At 64.7% G+C, this 18,993-nt stretch carries 15 protein-coding genes; 12 read left to right on the top strand and 3 right to left on the bottom strand.

Annotated features, from left to right (window positions below; all coding sequences use genetic code 11):
- Positions 1-487 precede the first annotated feature (487 nt).
- The 7 genes from AC2IR1_RS08950 (at position 488) to AC2IR1_RS08920 (ending at position 9,580) form a co-directional block, all read left to right on the top strand.
- Positions 488-1,414 carry an ABC transporter substrate-binding protein gene (locus AC2IR1_RS08950; RefSeq protein ID WP_486475935.1) on the top strand — a complete coding sequence of 309 codons (927 nt, stop codon included), beginning with the start codon at positions 488-490 and terminating at the stop codon, positions 1,412-1,414.
- 66 nt (positions 1,415-1,480) lie between these two features.
- Entirely contained in the window at positions 1,481-3,073 is a 1,593-nt protein-coding gene (locus tag AC2IR1_RS08945; RefSeq protein WP_486475934.1) for an amino acid ABC transporter permease/ATP-binding protein, read from the top strand.
- A 71-nt stretch (positions 3,074-3,144) separates the two neighbouring features.
- Positions 3,145-4,410: an acetamidase/formamidase family protein gene (locus AC2IR1_RS08940; protein ID WP_486475933.1), complete on the top strand. Its 1,266-nt coding sequence runs from the start codon at positions 3,145-3,147 to the stop codon at positions 4,408-4,410.
- 67 nt (positions 4,411-4,477) lie between these two features.
- On the top strand, positions 4,478-6,799 hold the full coding sequence (locus AC2IR1_RS08935) for an acetamidase/formamidase family protein (RefSeq protein ID WP_486475932.1): 2,322 nt from the start codon (positions 4,478-4,480) through the stop codon (positions 6,797-6,799).
- A gap of 242 nt (positions 6,800-7,041) precedes the next feature.
- Positions 7,042-7,797 (top strand): metal ABC transporter ATP-binding protein, encoded by a 756-nt coding sequence (locus tag AC2IR1_RS08930; RefSeq protein WP_486475931.1) that lies wholly within the window; start codon positions 7,042-7,044, stop codon positions 7,795-7,797.
- Positions 7,794-8,666, top strand: coding sequence for a metal ABC transporter permease (locus AC2IR1_RS08925; RefSeq protein WP_486475930.1), 873 nt, complete (start codon positions 7,794-7,796; stop codon positions 8,664-8,666). The genes AC2IR1_RS08930 and AC2IR1_RS08925 overlap by 4 nt, the downstream gene beginning before the upstream one ends.
- A 17-nt stretch (positions 8,667-8,683) precedes the next feature.
- Complete coding sequence (locus AC2IR1_RS08920) at positions 8,684-9,580, top strand: metal ABC transporter solute-binding protein, Zn/Mn family (RefSeq protein WP_486475929.1); 897 nt, start codon at positions 8,684-8,686, stop codon at positions 9,578-9,580.
- 94 nt (positions 9,581-9,674) lie between these two features.
- Here the strand turns inward: AC2IR1_RS08920 and AC2IR1_RS08915 are convergent, their stop codons facing one another.
- On the bottom strand, positions 9,675-10,976 hold the full coding sequence (locus tag AC2IR1_RS08915) for an NtaA/DmoA family FMN-dependent monooxygenase (protein ID WP_486475928.1): 1,302 nt from the start codon (positions 10,974-10,976) through the stop codon (positions 9,675-9,677).
- Between the two features lie 75 nt (positions 10,977-11,051).
- Positions 11,052-13,127, bottom strand: coding sequence for a TonB-dependent receptor (locus AC2IR1_RS08910; protein WP_486475927.1), 2,076 nt, complete (start codon positions 13,125-13,127; stop codon positions 11,052-11,054).
- A gap of 178 nt (positions 13,128-13,305) precedes the next feature.
- Between AC2IR1_RS08910 and AC2IR1_RS08905 the strand changes: the two genes are divergently transcribed.
- Positions 13,306-14,127, top strand: coding sequence for an IclR family transcriptional regulator (locus AC2IR1_RS08905; RefSeq protein ID WP_486475926.1), 822 nt, complete (start codon positions 13,306-13,308; stop codon positions 14,125-14,127).
- Here the strand turns inward: AC2IR1_RS08905 and AC2IR1_RS08900 are convergent.
- Positions 14,112-14,900, bottom strand: a complete 789-nt coding sequence (locus AC2IR1_RS08900; RefSeq protein WP_486475925.1) for an ABC transporter ATP-binding protein — start codon at positions 14,898-14,900, stop codon at positions 14,112-14,114. The genes AC2IR1_RS08905 and AC2IR1_RS08900 overlap by 16 nt on opposite strands.
- Before the next feature lie 187 nt (positions 14,901-15,087).
- Between AC2IR1_RS08900 and AC2IR1_RS08895 the strand changes: the two genes are divergently transcribed.
- The 4 genes from AC2IR1_RS08895 to AC2IR1_RS08880 all read left to right on the top strand — a co-directional run bounded on the left by AC2IR1_RS08895 (position 15,088) and on the right by AC2IR1_RS08880 (position 18,969).
- The gene (locus tag AC2IR1_RS08895; RefSeq protein WP_486475924.1) at positions 15,088-15,951 is read left to right on the top strand and encodes a siderophore-interacting protein; all 864 of its coding nucleotides are present in this window, start codon (positions 15,088-15,090) and stop codon (positions 15,949-15,951) included.
- 14 nt (positions 15,952-15,965) lie between these two features.
- The gene (fepB, locus tag AC2IR1_RS08890) at positions 15,966-16,907 is read left to right on the top strand and encodes a Fe2+-enterobactin ABC transporter substrate-binding protein (protein ID WP_486475923.1); all 942 of its coding nucleotides are present in this window, start codon (positions 15,966-15,968) and stop codon (positions 16,905-16,907) included.
- Positions 16,904-17,932 (top strand): FecCD family ABC transporter permease, encoded by a 1,029-nt coding sequence (locus tag AC2IR1_RS08885; protein WP_486475922.1) that lies wholly within the window; start codon positions 16,904-16,906, stop codon positions 17,930-17,932. Before fepB ends, AC2IR1_RS08885 begins: the two co-directional genes overlap by 4 nt.
- Positions 17,933-18,012: 80 nt before the next feature.
- Positions 18,013-18,969: a FecCD family ABC transporter permease gene (locus tag AC2IR1_RS08880; protein WP_486475921.1), complete on the top strand. Its 957-nt coding sequence runs from the start codon at positions 18,013-18,015 to the stop codon at positions 18,967-18,969.
- Positions 18,970-18,993 lie beyond the last annotated feature (24 nt).

Below are 18,993 nucleotides of genomic sequence, written 5' to 3'. Positions count from 1 at the left end.
TGTCACGGCGCCCCCTTTGCTGTCTCCCGGAGCGCCCCCTCCCGCGAGTGCCCCATAGGCGCGGGAATTTGGCCCACTGCCGGGGCGTCCCCTTGCCCGCAGGCCAGGATCCGGTGCGCCTGCGCCCTTCATCAGAATGTTTTCCAGGGAAGCCCGCCTCTGATCGCGCGTCCGACCCACGGCCGGGAATGCGTGGCAGCGTCCCGGACCAAAGCTCCCGTCCGGCTGGACCGTTGCCGCACCTGTCCACGCCCTGCGCGTCGGACAGATGCCAGAACGATCCGCCTGCTCACCGCCCGTGCACGGGACTGCACATGCAGACAGCGAAAACCCCGGCCTCAGCCCAGCTTCTGCGCAGCTTCTGAACCGCGACAGGAAAATGACAATACGCAGTGCATCCCGCGACCATGGGCGCGCCGCGCTCTCTCCCTACGATCCGAACAGACCGCAACAGGTTGAAAATTCGCACAATCCAACGGAGAGGACCATGAATAAACATCAGAATATCCCTCTGGCTCATGCGCTGCGCCAGATCTGGAAAGGCGCAATGACCGCCGGATACCTGGCCGTCGCCGCAACCGCCGGCATCCTGGTGACCGGCGCCCCGGCCCAGGCCGCGGACCTGCCGACCGAAGAATGCAGCGCGCTGCAGGCCAAGTACCCCGACCTGGTCGGCAAGACCCTGACCAACGCCGTGAACCCCCACACCCCGGGGTATGAAGCGCTGGATCCGAACGACCCCAGCAAATACATCGGCTTCGACATCGACCTGGGCGAAGCGATCGGGGACTGCCTCGGCTTCTCGGTCGAATACAAGTCGGTCACCTTCGCGGCCCTGCTGACGACCCTGGATGCCGGTCAGGCCGACATCGTCATTTCCGACATCTACGCCACCAAGGATCGCGCCAAGGCGGCCGACTTCATCACCTACCTGAAGGTCTATGATGGCGTCCTGGTGGCCAAGGGCAATCCCAAGAGCATCGATGGCATCAACACCTCCCTCTGCGGTGCCACCGCGGCGGAAAACACCGGCTACGTTGAAGTGCCGCTGATCGAGGCGCTGAAGGAAGAGTGCGAGGCAAAGGGCCTGCCCGCGCCTGAAATCCAGCTCTACGACAACAACGCGAACTGCATCCAGGCCATCCTGGCCGGGCGTGCCGACGTCTACATCAACGACGTCAACACCGTCGACGGTGCGGTCGAGGCCTATCCGGAGAAGCTGGAGAAGGCGACCGCAGTGACCCTGCCCTACTCGGTCGGCATCGCCGTGCCCCGCGGCGGCATCGAGTTCCGCGACGCCGTGATGGCGGCGCTGAGCCTGATCCAGGAAAGCGGTCTGCAGCACGAGATGATGGCGAAGTGGAACCTGCCCGCCGATCAGCTGGAAACGCCGAAACTGGTCCTCGCGGACTGATCTGCCCGAACGGCCGGCCCGGGTCCCGGGCCGGCCCCTTTCCGACACCTTCCGCGACATGTGACCATGGATCTGTTTCTACATTACCTTTCCCAACCCTACCTGCTGACCGGCATCATCTACACGGCAATCATCACGCTGTGGGGGCTTGTCGGGGGCGGCATCCTGGGTGTCATCCTGGCCGGCATGCAGCTGAGCCGCTTCCGTGGCCTCGCCGTATTCGCTCGGACCTATGCCATCATCTTCCGCGGAACACCGCTGATCCTGCAGATGGTGTTCTGCTACAACGCCCTTCCGCTGATCGGGATCAAGCTGACCGCGCTGCAGGCCGCCAGCCTTGCCCTGACCCTGAACGAAGCCCCCTTCATCGCGGAGATCGTCCGCGCCAACATCCTGGGCGTGCCCCGGGGCCAGGTTTCCGCCGGCGAAGCGCTCGGCATGCGGCCCGGGGTCATCATGCGCCGCATCGTTTCCCCTCAGGCCTTCCGCACGATGGTCCCCGCGCTTGGCAACGAAGCCGTCAGCGCGCTGAAGAACTCCTCCCTCGCTTCCGTCGTCTCGGTTCAGGAGCTGACGCTGCGCAGTACGCAGCTTGCATCCTCCACCTTCGACTTCTTCTCCATCTTCTTCGCCTCCGGCCTGATGTACCTTGTCCTGGCCGCGACCATCGCCGTGATCCAGATCGTCGTTGAAATCTTCCTGGACCTCGACAGCCCCTCGCCCCGCGCGCGGCTTGCCCGGCTTCTTCCCTGGGTACGCGCCGAAGCGGCCCAGCCGGTCGAAGACGAACCCGAGGAAGAGGATGAAGATGACCTGCCGCCGCTGGTGAAGGTCGCACCGCTGGACCGGACCGCGCGGGAGACCCGCCTGGCGGATGCCAAACCCATCGTGCAAATCCGCGACCTGGTGAAATCCTACGAAGCGCGCACCGTGCTGTCCGGGCTGAACCTGGACGTGAAGGAAGGCGAGGTTGTCGCCCTTCTCGGGCCGAGCGGTTCGGGAAAATCCACGCTGCTGCGTTGCATCAACCGCCTTGAAGGCTGGCAGGACGGAGAGATCCGCGTCCTGGGCCGGCACATCGGCCTGGACGAGAACGGCCGCGCCCTGTCGCCCCGCAACGTGGCCGATGCGCGTGCCCGGGCCGGCATCGGGATGGTGTTCCAGAACTTCAACCTGTTCGGACATCTGACAGCGCGCCAGAACATCGCGGGTCCCCTGCAATGGGTGCAGAACCTGTCGCCGGAAGAGGCCAACGAACGCGCGATCGAACTGCTGGATCGCGTCGGCCTTTCCCATCGCGCAGATGCCCTGCCGCGTCACATGTCCGGCGGACAGCAGCAGCGGGTCGCCATCGCCCGGGCCCTGGCCCCCAATCCGAAGGTCCTGCTGCTGGATGAGCCGACCTCCGCGCTGGATCCGGAGCTGGTGGCAGAGGTCCTGGAAGTGATCCGCAGCCTGGCGGAGAACGACGGGCTGACCATGCTGATTTCCACCCACCAGCTGGGCTTTGCCCGGGATGTGGCCGACCGGGCGATCTTCCTCGACCGCGGTCGCGTGATCGAGGACGGCCGCGCCGACCGCATGCTGACCCAGCCGCAGAACCCCCGCACCCGGCGCTTCCTGCAAATCCTGACCGAAGATGCCGCCGCACTGGCCTGAACGACACCTGCGGCCAGATCCGGTTTCCGGCCGCAGCCCCAAGATGACCCGTTAGCCATACGAGAAAGACCATGACCCATCATCACCTTCCCGCCACCAAGGACACCGTGCACTGGGGCTATTTCAGCAAGTCCGAAGCCCCGAAACTGACGATCAAGTCCGGCGACACGGTGACCGTCGAGTCGATCACCCACCATGCCAACGATGATGCCGCCCGCATGATCACGGGCGATCCGGCAGCAGAGGAAATCTACCTCTGGACCAAGGACGCAAAGACCATGGCCCGCCGTGGCGCGGGCCCCGAGGATGGCCCCTTCGAAATCGGCTCCGGCGAGGGGCTGGGCGTGCATCTGCTCACCGGCCCCATTGCCATTGAAGGCGCCGAACCCGGCGACGTCCTGGAAGTGCGCGTGCGCGACCTGCATCCCCGACCCTCTGCCAACCCGGCGTTCGAGGGCCGCTTCTTCGGCTCCAACCCCTCCGCCAACTGGGGTTTCCAGTACGGGGATGAGGTCGAGACGCCGAAGAACCGCGAAGTCGTGACGATCTACGAGCTCGAGATGGGGGAGCGCCCGATGGTCTCGGCCCTCTATTCCTACCTCTGGACCCCGCAGACCGATCCGGACGGCATCGTGCATGCGACGATCGACTACCCCGGCGTTCCCGTCGACCATGCGACGGTGACGAAGAACGAGAACATCCTGAAGGGCATCAAGGTCCCTGCCCGGCTTCATTTCGGCACCATGGGCCTGGCCCCGGCAGAGGCCGACTTCGTCAGCACGATTCCCCCGAACTATACCGGGGGCAACATGGACGACTGGCGTATCACCAAGGGTGCGACCATGTACTACCCGGTCGCCGTGGATGGCGCGCTCTTCTCCTGCGGGGACGCCCATGCGACCCAGGGCGACAGCGAACTGTCCGGCACCGCCGTTGAAATGTCGATGAACGGAGAGTTCGAATTCATCCTGCACAAGAAGGCCGACCTGCCCGGCACCATCCTGGAAGGGCTGACCCATCCGCTGATGGAAAATGACGAGGTCTGGTCCGTCTATGGCTTCAGCGTCACCAACTACGTCGCCGAACTGGGGGAAGATCACCAGCATGAGATCCTGAAACGGTCCAGCCTCGACAAGGCGATGCGCGACGCGATGCGCAAGCTGCGGCGTTTTCTGATGACGGTGCATGACCTTAGCGAGGATGAGGCCGTTTCCCTGATGTCCATTGCCGCTGATTTTTCGGTCACGCAGGTCGTGGATGCCAATTGGGGCGTCACCGGGTCGATCCGGAAGGAAATTTTTGCCGGTCGCGAACAGCCGTCGGTAGATGCGTCCTGATCGCGGGCCTACGCTCGTCTCTCCGACGTCGAAGCCTGGCTTGATGTCGAAGACGGGAGAGACGAGCGTGCTCACGAAATTCGATGGCGATGCCTATCCGGGAGAGCTGCGCGAGGACGCGTGGCTCGACTTTCTTGGCAAGCTCGGCCTGACGGATTTCAGCGATTTCTCCGTGCTGCTGCCCAGCATCGGGCATGGCAGTTCCGGCCTGGCGCGCAGCGGCGGCCAGGGCATGACCCTGACCCGACTGCAGGCAACGGGCCGCACCCTGGCGCTGAAAGCCCGTGGCGGCCTTGCCCCGCTTCTGGTGGTTCCGCTCGATGACGCGCTTGAAATCGACCGGGAAAACGAAGGCATCACCCTGCGTGAAGGACAGGTCGGCCTGATCCCTGCCGACCCTGCCTGGACCCTTCGGTTCGGCCGCAACCGTCGGTCCATCCTTCTGACCCTCCCCGATGCCCTGCTTCAAGGGCGCCGCTCGGGCAACACCGGCCTGACCGCCCCCCGCGCCTTCAGGCCCGAAGGGATGCCCGGCGTTCTCGCCCGGCTGGTGGAAACCGCCGCCTTCGAACTGGAACGGTTCCAAGCGCCCGACTGGAGCGCCCTCGAACAATCGGTCACCGACCTGTTCTTCGCCTTGCCGCGCACTCCCACCGCGGATGGATCGCATCAGTTCGCCTCTTCGGGTCTTTTCGGCCGGGTCACCCAGACATTGGAAGCCCATCTGGCCGACAGCGACCTGACCCCGGTGATGATCGCGCGAATGGAGAACATCTCGGTCCGCTACCTGCACCGGCTTTTCGAAAACGAGGGAGAGACCTTTACCCACTACCTCAGGGAACGGCGCCTGCTGCGGGCAAGATCCCTGCTGGGCGGGGCGGAAGACCTGCAGGTATCGGTCGCGAACATCGCCTACAGCTGCGGCTTTGACGATCCGGCCAACTTCAACCGGCAGTTCAAGAAGCGCTTCGGACAGCCGCCCGGCGCCTTCCGGTCCGCACTGACCCAACAGCTCAAGGAAATGCCGTCCGATGTCGAAAACCGGGGCTGGCCGCTCAGCGCGCTTGACCGGTCGCGCAGTCGGAAGCACCGTTCTGCGGCGCTCGAAAGCCATACCCGAAAGGATCTGATCGCCCCGCCGACCACTGGCGGGCGGCACCACCTGGAATCCAGCGCGCAAACCGTGCACTGGGGATACCTCAGCCGCTCCCTTCCGCCGGTGCTGACCATCGCCTCCGGTGATCAGGTGGTGATCGAGACCCTGACGCAGCACGCCACCGACGCCCCCGCCCTGATGATCGACGGCGATCCGGCTGCCGAAGACGTTTTCTACTGGGATGGAGAACGCAAGGCCGTCGACCGGCGCGGCGCCGGCCCCATAGATGCGACCGTCTATGGGCGCGGGGCGGGCGAAGGCTTCGGCGTGCATATCTGCACCGGACCGATCCTGGTGGAAGGTGCCGAACCCGGCGATGTGATCGAGGTCCGGATCGACGACATCACGCCGCGGCCCAGCCATGCCCCCGGCTACGAAGGGCGCTGCTTCGGCAGCAACGTCTCTGCCTGGTGGGGCTACCACTACTCCGAACTTCTGCATGAGCCGAAGCCCCGCGAAATCGTGTCGATCTTCGAAATCCACCAGGACGAGGACGGCGGCCATGCGGAGCTGCTTTACAACTACCGTTGGGAGCCGCAGCGAGATCCCTTCGGCGTCTTGCATCGGACCTACGACTATCCCGGCGTGCCCGTCGCACCGGAAACCATCCAGCTGGAGCCACCGCCCTCCCCCGCGGTTCGTGTCCCGCTTCGGCCGCATTTCGGAGTCATCGCGCTCGCACCGCGCGAAGATGACCTGATCGATTCCGTCCCGCCCGCCTATTTCGGCGGGAACATCGACAATTGGCGACTTGGCAAGGGATCCTCCATCTACCTCCCTGTCTCCGTCGCGGGTGGGCTTCTGTCCATCGGGGATCCGCATGCCGCACAGGGCGACGGGGAGCTCTCCGGCACGGCGATCGAATGTTCGATGACCGGCACCTTCACCGTGCGCCTGCACAAAGCAGGATCGGAGGTTTCCGATATCAACTATCCCCTTATCGAAACCCCCGATGCCTGGGTGCTGACAGGTCTCAGCTATCCGGATTACCTGGCTGAATTCGGTGCAAAGGGGCTGAGCGAGGTCTACGCGCAATCCTCTCTGGACCTCGCGATGCGCGACGCATTTCGAAAGACGCGCCGCTTCATGATGGCGCGCTGGAAGTTGTCCGAAGACCACGTGGTCGCCCTGATCTCCGCCTCCGTGGATTTCGGCGTGACCCAGGTGGTCGATGGAAACTGGGGGGTGCACGCGATCATCCCGAAGTCCCTGTTCGGCGCCGACGCCCGGTAAACCACCCGTCCGGGCAAACACATAGGGACCGATCCATCACGATCGCGCGCGCGGTCGGCGGCAGGATTGCGCTGTTATAACGTATCATGTATTGAATCGTTCCGAGTTCCCCAGCGGCGCATCATCATGAAGACAACATCCACCAACTCCCTGATTTCACGACCAGCCTGGCAGAGGCTTGCAGGCGCGGCCGTGGTGATCATGGCCCTCTGGCTGGCCATCCTCTGGGCTGTTTCGCTGCCATGACCCAGCCAGCGATCAAACTGGAAAACGTCACGGTCACTTACGATCGTCACCCTGCCCTGCACCATGTGTCCGGCCGGTTCGAGCCCGGCAGCCTGACTGCGGTGACCGGGCCCAACGGCGCCGGGAAGTCCACGCTGCTGAAGGCCCTGATGGGGGAGCTTCCGCTGGCCCAGGGTAAGGTCGTCAAGAGCGGCCTTGTCGCGCGTGAGCTGGGATACCTTCCGCAGGCGGCGGCAATCGAACGCCAGTTTCCGATCACCGTTGCGGATACCGTGATCCTGGGGGCATGGCACAGGATGGGCGCCTTCGGCGGCGTCACGAAGAAGCTGATGGCCCAGGCCGAAACCGCCCTGCAGGCCGTCGGCCTGGAAGGGTTCGGACCCCGCCCCCTAAGCGCGCTGTCGGCGGGTCAGTTTCAGCGGGTGCTCTTTGCGCGGCTGCTGCTTCAGGATGCGCGGGTGATCGTGCTGGATGAGCCCTTCACCGCGATTGACGCCCGCACGACCCGCGACCTGCTTGGTGTCATCACACGATGGCATGGCGAGGGACGCACGGTGATCGCCGTCCTGCACGACTTCGACCAGGTGCGCGCGCATTTCCCCCAGACAGTCCTGCTTGCGCGGGAACTGATTGGCTGGGGCCCCACGGAAACGACCCTGACAGCCTCCAACCTCCTGCGGGCCCGCGCCCTTTCGGAGGCATGGGACGAGGATGCCCAGGTATGCACGCTTGGATCGGAGGCGAACGCATGAGCCTCTGGTCCCTTGTTGTCGAACCCTTCGCCAACTACGGCTTCATGCGCCGCGCCCTTGTCGCCTCGCTCGCCCTCGGTCTTGGTTCGGGCCCTGTCGGCGTCCTGCTGATGCTGCGCAGGATGAGCCTGGTTGGCGACGCGATGAGCCATGCCGTCCTGCCGGGCGCGGCCATCGGCTTCCTGATCGTGGGCAATCTCTCCTTGCTGGCCATGGGATTGGGAGGTCTTGTCGCGGGGCTTGCGGTCGCGCTGCTCTCCGGCCTGGTCAGCAGGGCAACCACCCTGAAGGAAGATGCCAGCTTCGCCAGCTTCTACTTGACCTCCCTTGCCCTCGGCGTGCTCATCGTTTCGTTGCGGGGATCCAACATCGACCTGCTGCACATCCTCTTCGGGACGATCCTCGCGATTGATGCGGATGCGCTCTACCTGATCGGGACGATCAGTTCGCTGACCCTGGTCCTGCTGGCACTGATCTACCGCCCGCTGGTCGTGGAATGCTTCGATCCGGGGTTCCTGCGTGCGGTTGGCGGGCGTGGTCCTCTTTACCACTTCATCTTCCTCTTCCTGGTGGTGCTGAACCTGGTCGCGGGCTTCCAATCCCTCGGCACGTTGATGGCCGTGGGGCTGATGATGCTGCCTGCCGCGATCGCGCAACTCTGGGCGCGCACCCTGCCCATGATGTTCACGGTTGCTGCCGGCAGCGCAGCCGTGTCGGGCTTCGTGGGCCTTCTGATTTCCTACCACCTCCGCTTCGCTTCGGGGCCGACGATCATCCTGACAGCCAGCGTGATCTACGGCCTCTCTCTCCTGCTCAGCCCCTCGGGCGGGCTGCGTCACCTCTTCCAGCGCCCGCACCTGGCGGGCTGAACGAAAGGACTTCGGAAATGAACAAGACATTGATCGCCCTCGCCGGCTCCACCATCCTTGGCCTCGGCCTGGCTGCGCCGGTCAGCGCGCGGACCATCGACGTCGTGGCCAGCTTCAGCGTGCTTGCCGATGTCGTGGCAAATGTCGGTGGCGACCACGTCAACGTCACCAGCCTGGTGCCTGCAAACGGCGATCCGCATGACTACGAACCCTCCCCCGAAGACGCCAAGGCGCTGAAGGAAGCCTCGGCCACCTTCCTCAGCGGGGAAGGCCTGGAAAGCTGGTTCGAACGGCTGGCCAAGGCCGCGGGCACGACCGAGGCCCCCGTGATCGTCTCCACCGGGATCGAGACCCACGAGTTCGACGAGGACGGAGAGATCATGACCGACCCGCACGTATGGAACAGCGCTGCGAATGTCCTGATCTGGGTGGACAACATCGAAGCCGCGCTGATCGCAGCTGATCCCGAGGACGCAGAGGACATCAAGGCAAGCGCCGCCGCCTACCGGGCCGAGCTGGAAGACCTCGATGCCTCCATCAAGGAAGACATCGCCGCCCTGCCCGCCGACAAGCGCAAGATCCTGACCAGCCATGATGCCTTTGGCTACTATCAGGCGGAATACGGCGTCAGCTTCCTTTCGCCCCTTGGCCTGTCCACCGAGACAGAGGCATCGGCGGCCGACGTGGCCGAGATGATCGACCAGATCAAGGCTGAAGGGGTCAGCGTCTACTTCATCGAGAATTCCAACGACTCGCGCCTGGTTGAACAGATCGCCAATGCGACCGGGGCAAAGCCCGGCGGTGAGCTCTACCCGGAATCCCTGTCCTCCGAAGATGGCCCGGCACCGAGCTACATCCAGATGATGGAGTACAACACCGATCAGATCGTCAACGCGATCTCTCCTAACTCCTGATCCTTCGGGACCGAGAAAGGCATCGGGGCGCGACAGATGATGTCGCGCCCCTTTTCATGTCCGGGATCAGGCGGGCTGGCACGCGCCCCCTGCGTCAGGCCAGGTGATCTGCGAGGCTTTCACCGTCGTAATCGGTCCGGAAGTAGCCCGCCTCCGCCAGCTTGGGCACCAGCCGTTCGAGGGTGAGCCGCAGGGACACCGGGCCACCGCCAGGCACGGCGACGAAACCGTCCACCGCACCCGCGTCGAACCAGCGCGTGATGACGTCGAAGGCGTCATCGACGGTGCCGATGACCTGCCAATGAACCGAAGCCACGGTTTCCGGACGCGCGAGCAGCTCATCCACGGTTGGCCTTTCGGCCTCGATGAGGGCGCGCAGGACGGTGCCATGAGACGGGTTGCGGGCAGGTACGAACCCAATGGGCAGATCCTCGACCCCGACATGCCGGTCCCCCGGCCATGCGCCCAGGTCCAGGCCCACAGCCTCCTTGACGCGCGCCAGCCTGGTGTCCCGATCCACGCGCCTGTGGTTGGCAAGGAAAAGGTCCATCGCGTCTTCACGCGTTTCACCGAGGTAGAGGCTCAACCCGGGCAGGAGCCGAACAGACCCCGGCGAACGGCCAGCCGCAACCGCGGCCTCCGACAGGCGCGCACGGGTCTGCAGGGCCGTTTCGATATCAAGGGTTTGCGCGAAGACCATATCGGCGATCTTGCCCGCAAGGGCCACCCCGCCGGCAGATGCCCCCGCCTGCATCAGCGGGATGCGCGGCCCGGGGAAGGCCGGGATGTTCAACGGCCCCGCGATGTCGAAACAGGCGCCATGGTGATCGGCGGGCCGGATCGCACCGGTATCCGCGAACCGTCCCGCGTCCCGGTCGATGAGCAGGGCTTCGGCGGGGAAACTGGCCCAAAGCGCGCGTGCGGCCTCCACGAACTCTTCCGCCCGGGCGTAGCGTTCCTCCGACGAGGGCATTTCGGACATGCCGAAGTTCTCGTTGCCCTGCAGGGCCGTGACGACGTTCCAGCCCGCCCTGCCCCGGCTCATCCAGTGAAGCGACATCATCTGCCGGGCAATCGTGTAGGGATGGCTGAAGGTCGTGGAAATGGTTGTCACCAGACCGATGCGTCGTGTTTCCCGCACCAGAGATGCCACCATCAACGTCGGGTCGAGACTGGCGAAGCCAAAGGATTTCTCCAGCACCGGCACGGGCAGGCAGCTGGCATCCGGCCGAAAGACGAAGTCTAGATGCGCCGCCTCCGCACGACGTGCGATATCGGCGGCGAAGTCGGCACTGAAAAGCCCCTCGATCCCGCTGTCAGGTTGCCGCCAGCCCTCGTTGCTCAGCCAGGTCGGAGCAAGGGACATCCCGATACAGAGCTTGTCATGCAATTTCATGCCGGATCCTCTTTCATGCAGGGACCCGGCCCGCGGAACGGGCCGGGTCGAACCGGGTGTGACAGGGAACGGGGCTCAGAACGTGCCGCGGATCCCCAGGCCGAACATGCGCGGGCTGGTCATGCTGGCCTGGGTGAAGACCACCGTGCCGCGTGCAGCCTGCTTCATGACCGGCGAGCGTTCGTCGAAGACGTTGTTGACGTAGCCATAAAGCTCCAGCCCGCTGCGCAGCTCGTAGCTCGCGTTGAGATTGACCAGCGTGTAGTCGTCCACCTCGTAGGTCGTGCTGTTCGACGTGTCGGAGTAGTAGCCGTCCACGTAGCGGGCCTGACCGCCGAGGGTGAGCCGGTCGGACACATCCCAGTTGAAACCGAGGCTCAGCATCTGACCCGGCGCCCGCGCGAACTCGTTGCCTTCGTAGTCGCTGGCGCTGGAAAACTCGGTGATCTCCGTATGCAGCAGGCCGAGGCTCGCATTGAGGGTCAGCGCCTCGCTCTGGCGATAGTCGAGACCCAGCTCCAACCCGTAGGCTTCGGCCTTGTCGGCGTTGATGGTGTGGATGTAGGTCACCCCGCCAATGGTCTGCGTGATGCTGTGCTGGGCGTTGGTGTAATCCATGTAGAACAGGTTGCCCGTCAGCATCAGCCGATCGTCGAGAAGGCTTGCCCGCGCGAAGAGTTCGTAGTTCCAGACGGTTTCCGCCTCGTACTCTTCCCACTCCTTCGAAGACACGAAGTCGAGGGAAATTCCGCCCGGGTTGTAGCCCTTGGAAATCAGGCCGCCAACGGTCAGGGAGGGCGAGACCTCGTAGGACAGGGTCAGTTTCGGCAGGATCTCTTCGAAGGTATGTTCGTAGTCCAGATCGCTGTTGGCAAAGCTGGCCACGACATCCCCGGTACGGCGGATGTAGTCGTTTTCGTAGCGCAGCCCCCCGGTCACCGTCCAGCTGTCGGTGAAACGCCAGCTGACCTCACCATAGACCCCAAGGTTCTCCTTCTCGTCATCGAAGGTGGAGATACCGCCTTGGTTCAGCGTGTCATCCTGCGTCACCTTGGCGAAGTAGAGGCCTGTCACACCGCTCAGCACATCACCCGGCTGGCCGAAGGTCAGCTTGGATTCGTTGCTCCAGGTATCGCGATTGATGTCGGCATCGCCTACGGTCGGCGTTCCGACCCGGCGCGCGATGTCCTGGGTGGAATACTGCATCTGGTTGCTGACAACGATGCCGTTGTCGAGGTCATAGGTCGTGTCCCAGATCGCCGTGTCGGTCAGCTGATGCCAGCCCGGCATCCAGGTCGCGCTGGATTCCAGTTCATCGTAGGGGGCCTCTGCCCCTTCAGAGCTGGGCCGGGTGGTGTCGGTGTGGCTGTAGGTCAGCAGCATCTCCAGCCCTGGGATTTCCGCAGGTTGCCAGAGCAGCTTTGCGCGGCCGTTGATGGTCTCGAAGTCCTGCCCGATCTCGTTCTGGACGAAGGTCGACCCGTTGTAGTCGATGAAGGTATCCCGTGCGCTGTAGTCGAGGGCGACGCGCGCCGCGAAGTCGCTGCCAAGCGGCGTGTTCCACATCAGCGAGGCGCGCCGATGGTTGTAGTTGCCGAACTCCAGCTGGTAGGCGCCTTCGCGCACGAAGGTCGGATCGTTGGTATTGACGATGATCGCCCCACCGATCGCATTTGCCCCCTGCGAAGTCGTCTGAGGACCACGGAAGACCTCGATCGAGGCGACGTCCCAGGCGGAGGTCGCGCCGAAATAGAACTCGTTGTAGTCGAGGTAGTGACCATCGAGATTGATCGTGGCACGCGGCGCGGTGCCGGCGAAGAACGCGTTGGCGCCGTTGTGGGGCCCTTCGGAGTTCTGACCGCGGATGATCGGCGTGCCGACATTTTCCGTGTAGAGCACGTTGGCTGTCCCGGCGATCACCGTGGCGACGTCCGACTTGCCGGCCTTTTCGGTGATGTCCTCTTCCGAGAGCACCTCGACCGAAGAGGCCGTGTCCATCACGTCCCGGTCGACCTTTTCCCCGGTGACGAGGATCGGAGCCAGAATGATCGTTTCATCGTCCTGCGCCTGTGCGCCACCAGCGGTCAGGCCGATGCAGATTGACAGGATGCTTGCGCTGCGCGCGAGTCGCGCGCGGTGTGTGTGAGCCATTGAGTCCCCCGAGACCGAGCATGAAAAGGCTGGCGCGGATGACTCCTGCTGGCTGTGCGTACGTTTCGCATTGCACAACGCATTCCGCATGTCAAATACGTGATCGTAGTCGGACTTTACGTCGCAGCAAATGTCGGAATATGGTCACACCTCACCGGCCAACTGAACGGGACACGACATGCGCAAGGAAATCCGAGCCACCGACGGGCCCAAGGAGGCGGATGAAGAACGGTCCGGTACACGTCGCTCGAACACCATCCAGTCGATCTCTATCGCGGTGCGTTTCCTTGAAATCCTGTCGGCTGCCGACACCCCCCTGCCTCTGGGCGAACTGGCCCGGCGTGCGGAGACGGGCCGCTCCACCGCGCATCGCTACATGCAGTCGCTGGTGAAGGAAGGCATGGTCACCCAGGATCCGGCCTCCAGCCAGTATGACCTCGGCTCGAAAGCGCTCAGAATAGGGATCGCTGCCCTTCGACGTGTCGATGCGGTCGAAATGGCGGGCGCCCAGATGAAGCTGCTGGCCGAAACCCATGCCATGAGCGGTGGCGTGGCGATCTGGACAGAGCGCGGGCCGACATTGGTACGGTGGTACCGAAGCGCCCAGTTTTCCATTACACCACTGGGGCTTGGCGACGTCTTGCCGGTAGACAACACAGCCTGCGGGCTGGTCTTCCAGTCCTTCCTGCCCGCCAGCCAGATCCAGGCGGCGCGCCTTCTGCAGCCCGAGCATTTTCGCGGGACACCCCCCGCGAGATCGGAGATAGACCGGATTCGCCACGAAGCCTGGGCAGAGCTGACCAACCACCTACTGTCCCACGTCACGGGTCAGGCGGCCCCCATCCTCGACGCTCAGGGGGAGCTTGCCTGCGTCCTCACCACGACGACGGACCTGGGACGCCTGCGCAATCCCGAAGACCGGCTCGCCCTTCAGGACGTGGCGCGGCTGGTCAATCGATCCACGGGCGGGCTTCGCAACCTGCCTCAGGTCGCGGACTGACGGTAGGGAATGATCATCGGCCTGTCGGAAACCGGATCGGCCATGACCATCGCCTTCAGGTCGAAAACCTGCCGGATCAGGTCTTCTGTCACGATCTCTTCCGGCGCGCCCTGTGCGACGACCCTGCCGTCCCGCATCGCGATCACGTGGCTGGCGTAGCGGAACGCAAGGTTCAACTCGTGCAACACCGCCACCACCGTACGCCCTTCGGCATGCAATTCCGACAGCAATTCCAGCACTTCGATCTGGTGAACCACATCCAGGAAGGTCGTCGGCTCGTCCAGCAGCAGGATCGGCGTTTCCTGCGCCAGGGCCATCGCGATCCAGACCCGTTGCCGCTGCCCGCCAGAGAGTTCCGACAGGCGGCGCTTCGCAAGGTCAAGCGTACCCGTCCGCCGCAGCGCGTCTTCGGTGGCCCGCTCATCCTCGGGCGACCATTGCCTGAGGAAGCTCTGATGCGGAAACCGCCCCCGGGCCACCAGATCCGACACCGTGATCCCGTCCGGCGCATGGGGCGATTGCGGCAACATTCCAAGCCTGCGCGCGACCTCCCGCGACGGCAATTCGGCGATGTCCTTTCCATCAAGGATCACATGCCCCCTTTGCGGCGACAACAGCCGTGACAAGGCGCGAAGCAGGGTAGATTTGCCACAGGCATTCGGCCCCACGATGACGGAGAACCCTCCGTCGGGCACGCTCAGCGTCAGCCCGTCAGAGATGACCCGCGTCTCGTAGCGCAGGGTCAGGTCTTCGGCACTCAGACGATCAGGCATTTTGTGCTCCTGTCTTGGCATCGCCCCGTTCGACCGGCGCATACGTATCGCTTCGTATTGCATTGCGGAACGCGCTCTGCAATATGGCAACAGCCACGCTTGACCGCGCCCGGGCCGGTCATCGTCAGCCATGCCATCCTCAGTCCCATCCGACCCGCCCGGAAGCCTTCCGGGAAGAAAGGCTGTCATGACCAACCTCCAGCACGAAGTCGTCGAAGACCGGAAGAACCTGCTGAAGAGCAAGGATCACATGCGCGACATGGATCACGTGCAGATGGAGCTTCTCCGGATAGCCCGGCCTGTCGCCTCCGTCGCGCGGGTCACCGGCCGCATCCTGACGGAAGATCCGGCAGCCTGGACCGTTCCCAATGTCGCGATCCGCCTGGAAGTCGCCACGCTGGAAGGGCAGCGGCCCATCTCCCGCATCTACACGATCCGCCAGTTCGATCCGGCGACCTGCGAGGCCGAGATTGACTTCGTCCTGCACGAAGATGACAGCCCTGCGATGCTTTGGCTCAAGGCGGCACAGCCCGGCGACACCGTCTGGATGATCGGACCTCGCCCGCACATGACGCCCAACTTCGCGAGCGGCCGGAAGGTGGCGATTTTCGCCGATGAAACCGCAATTCCCGCCGTGCTTTCCATCCTGCGCGCCTGGCCCGAAGGACAGGAGGGCGAGGCATGGATCGAAACCTCGGATACCGCTGCCTTCGCCGAACTGCCCGACGTCCCGGGCGTGACCTGCCACCTGCTGCAGCGCGACCGGGAGGCGCCCGCCGGCACGACCGGACGCCTGGCCGAGGCGGCCCGCACTGCCCTTGCGACCGGCGAGTGGACGATATGGGCCGCCGGTGAACGGCAGGACATGAGAGAGATCCGCACGCTTTGCAAGGCACGGGAGCTGGGCCGCGATGACCAGAAGATCATGGGGTACTGGAAGCTGGGCATGAGCAGCTCCGAAGTGGACCGCCACCGGCTGGCCGCCTACGAGGCGCTCCGCGAGAGCGGAAGGGGCCTCGAAAGCCTCAACGACGCCGACCTGCCGATCTGACCTCCGGAGTTACCATGTTCAAAGCCTGCCTTGCTGCCCTGACCCTCTGCTTCCTGCCTGCTCTCGCCACCGCGGGGGAAGACTGGCCTCGTCAGATCGATCATGCCATGGGCACGCTGACCCTGTCGGCCCCGCCTGAAAGGATCGTCTCGACCTCCCCCAGCCTGACGGGAACCCTTCTGGCCATCGACGCGCCGGTCATCGCCACGGCCGCCGCCGCGCGGGGCAGCATGACGGACGACAGTGGTTTCTTCCGCCAGTGGGCCGACGTCGCCCACGATCGGGGCGTGCAGGTTCTTTACCCGGACCTCACCTTCGACATTGAAGCCGTGATCCTGCAAGATCCGGATCTGGTGATCGTTTCGCAAACCGGCGGCGACAGCGCCATCGAGTTCGTGCCGGAACTGGAAGCCATGGGATTCCCCGTTCTGGTCCTGAACTACGGCGTGAACCCGTGGGAGCAACTCGCCACGACCCTGGGACAAGCCACCGGGCACGAGGCTGATGCCGCCGAGGTCACCCGCGACTTCACCGCCAAGGCCCGGGCGGCGGGGCAAACCATCCCCCCCCCCGAGGGAAGCGTCAGCATCGTTTCCTACAATTTCTTCGGCACTTACGGCGTCAGCAAACCCGAGGGTGCACAGGCCCGCGTTCTGACCGAAATGGGGTTCAACGTGACCGGTATCCCCGAAGAGATGCGCGGTTTGGTTCAGGCCTCCCGCGAATTCGATTTCGTGTCGCATGAAAACCTCTCTGCCGCGATCACGGGAGAGACGATCTTCCTGCTCGCCGCCGACCAGGAAGACGTGCAGGCCGTCCTGGACGACCCGGTTCTGGCAAACCTGCCCGCGGTGAAGGCTGGTCGCGTCTTCCCCCTTGGGCCGACTTCGTTCCGTGTCGATTACTACTCGGGCCTGGCCATCGTCGATACGGTCGCCGCTGAATTCGCCGAATGACCCGACAGGGCCGACGGTCGCGCGAGGCCGCGAGACGGCGCCTTGGCTTCTGCGGAGGTCTGGCGGCCCTGGTCCTGCTGTCCGTTCTCAGCCTGGGGGTTGGATCCCGGCCCATTCCCCCTGCCGAAGTCCTGCGGGCCTTTTCCGCCTATGACCCGACAAGCGATCTGCATGTCATCGTCCGCGCCCTGCGGGTTCCCCGCGGGCTGCTCGCGCTGACAGCGGGCGGGGCGCTTGGCCTTGCCGGGGCGATGATGCAGGCACTGACACGCAACCCCCTGGCGGAACCTGGGCTTCTGGGGGTAAATGCCGGCGCCGCGCTCGCCGTCGTTCTGGGCACGATGGCGTTCGGGCTCACCTCGGTTGCCGGCTATGTCTGGTTCGGCTTCCTGGGAGCGGGGCTTGCAGGCGTTGCCGTCTTCCTGCTGGGCCGGGCCCATGAAAGCGGAACGGACCCCGTGCGCCTTGTGCTTTCCGGCGCAGGGCTGTCCATCGTGCTGAGCACCATCGCATCGCTGCTGATACTGAATTCCGGCCTGGACGTCCTGGACGTGCTGCGCAACTGGAACACCGGCACGCTGGAAGGCCGCGGCATGGAGGCAACCCTGGTCATGACCATCGCGCTTCTCGCCGGTGGCCTTGTCAGCCTGATCGTGGCACCCGCCCTTGATGCACTGGCACTGGGGCAGGACCTTGGTCGCACGCTTGGCCTGGAACCCCGGCGGATCTGGGCGCTGGCCTGCCTCTCCGTCATGTTGCTGGCCGGGGCGGCCACGGCGACAGCCGGCCCGATTGCCTTTGTTGGACTGATCGCCCCCCATGCCGCCCGCGCTCTCGCCGGTCCCGGAAACCGCAGCGTCCTTCCGCTCTCGGCCCTGTTGGGGGCGGTCATGCTGCTGGCGGCAGATATCCTGGGACGGATCATCGCCATTCCGGGAGAGATCGCAGCAGGCATCGTCGCTGCTCTCCTCGGCGGGCCGTTCTTCATCCACGTCGTCCGTCGCTACCGTCTGGTGCATCTGTGAGGCCGGGGAGACGCAGGCTCTACCGTGCCGGCGGGGTCAGCGTGCTGTGGCAGCCACGCCCGGTTTGGATCGGCGCGGCAATGCTTGCCGTCGCATCGCTCCTGGCTCTGGTTCTGCTGGGTACCGGCACGATGCAACTGTCACCACTTCAGGTGGGGCAAGCCCTGCTCGGTCAGTCCGATGATCCGGTCGCGACCCGCATCCTGCACTACGTGCGGCTGCCCCGTGTCTTGACAGCGGCGGCCGTGGGGGCCGCTCTCGGGATGGCCGGTGCAACTTTCCAGTCGATTTCACGCAATCCGCTCGGCTCCCCCGATGTCATCGGTTTCACTACGGGCGCTGCCACCGGCGCGATCACGCTTCTGGTCATGGGGAGCAGTACCGCCTTCGGCACGGCCATCGCCGCGATGACCTCTGGCATGCTGACCGCAGTCGCGGTGCTGTTGCTGGCGCGCCGGTCCGGCGCGGGCGGCGGCTATCGCCTGGTCCTGGTCGGGATCGGCGTCGGTGCGATCCTCACCGGCTTCAACACCCTGCTCATGGCAAAGGGCGCGCTGGATCAGGTCATGTCGGCCCAGCTTTGGCTGGCCGGATCGCTCAACGCGCGCAACTGGACCCATGTCTGGATTTCCCTCGCGGGGCTGATCCTGTTTGCCCCCATCCTCATCGCGCTTGCCCGTCGATTGGCATTGCTGGAGATGGGTGAGGAGATGGCCCGGCAACTGGGGTTGCCCGTCGGCAGGACCCGCTACGCAGCGGTCCTGGCGGCCGTCGGCCTGACATCGCTCGCCACCGCCGCAGCGGGCCCGATAGCCTTTATCGCGCTCGCCACCCCTCAGATTGCCCGACGGCTGTCGCGTACGCCGGATCTGCCCATCACCACCAGCGCACTGACCGGCATGACCCTGATGCTCCTCGCGGATCTGATCAGTCAGAGGGCAACATTCGGCCTTGTCATGCCCATCGGCCTGGTCACCGGGTGCCTGGGCGGGGGCTACCTGCTCGTCGTTCTCATGCAGCCCGCCCGGAAGCGCTGATCAGGGCCTCTCTCCCCGCTCCGC

Source organism: Pseudooceanicola sp. NS-SX8 (assembly GCF_057380755.1).
The sequence above is the reverse complement of the archived record's forward strand: the minus strand, read 5'-3'. Positions and strand labels throughout refer to the sequence as shown.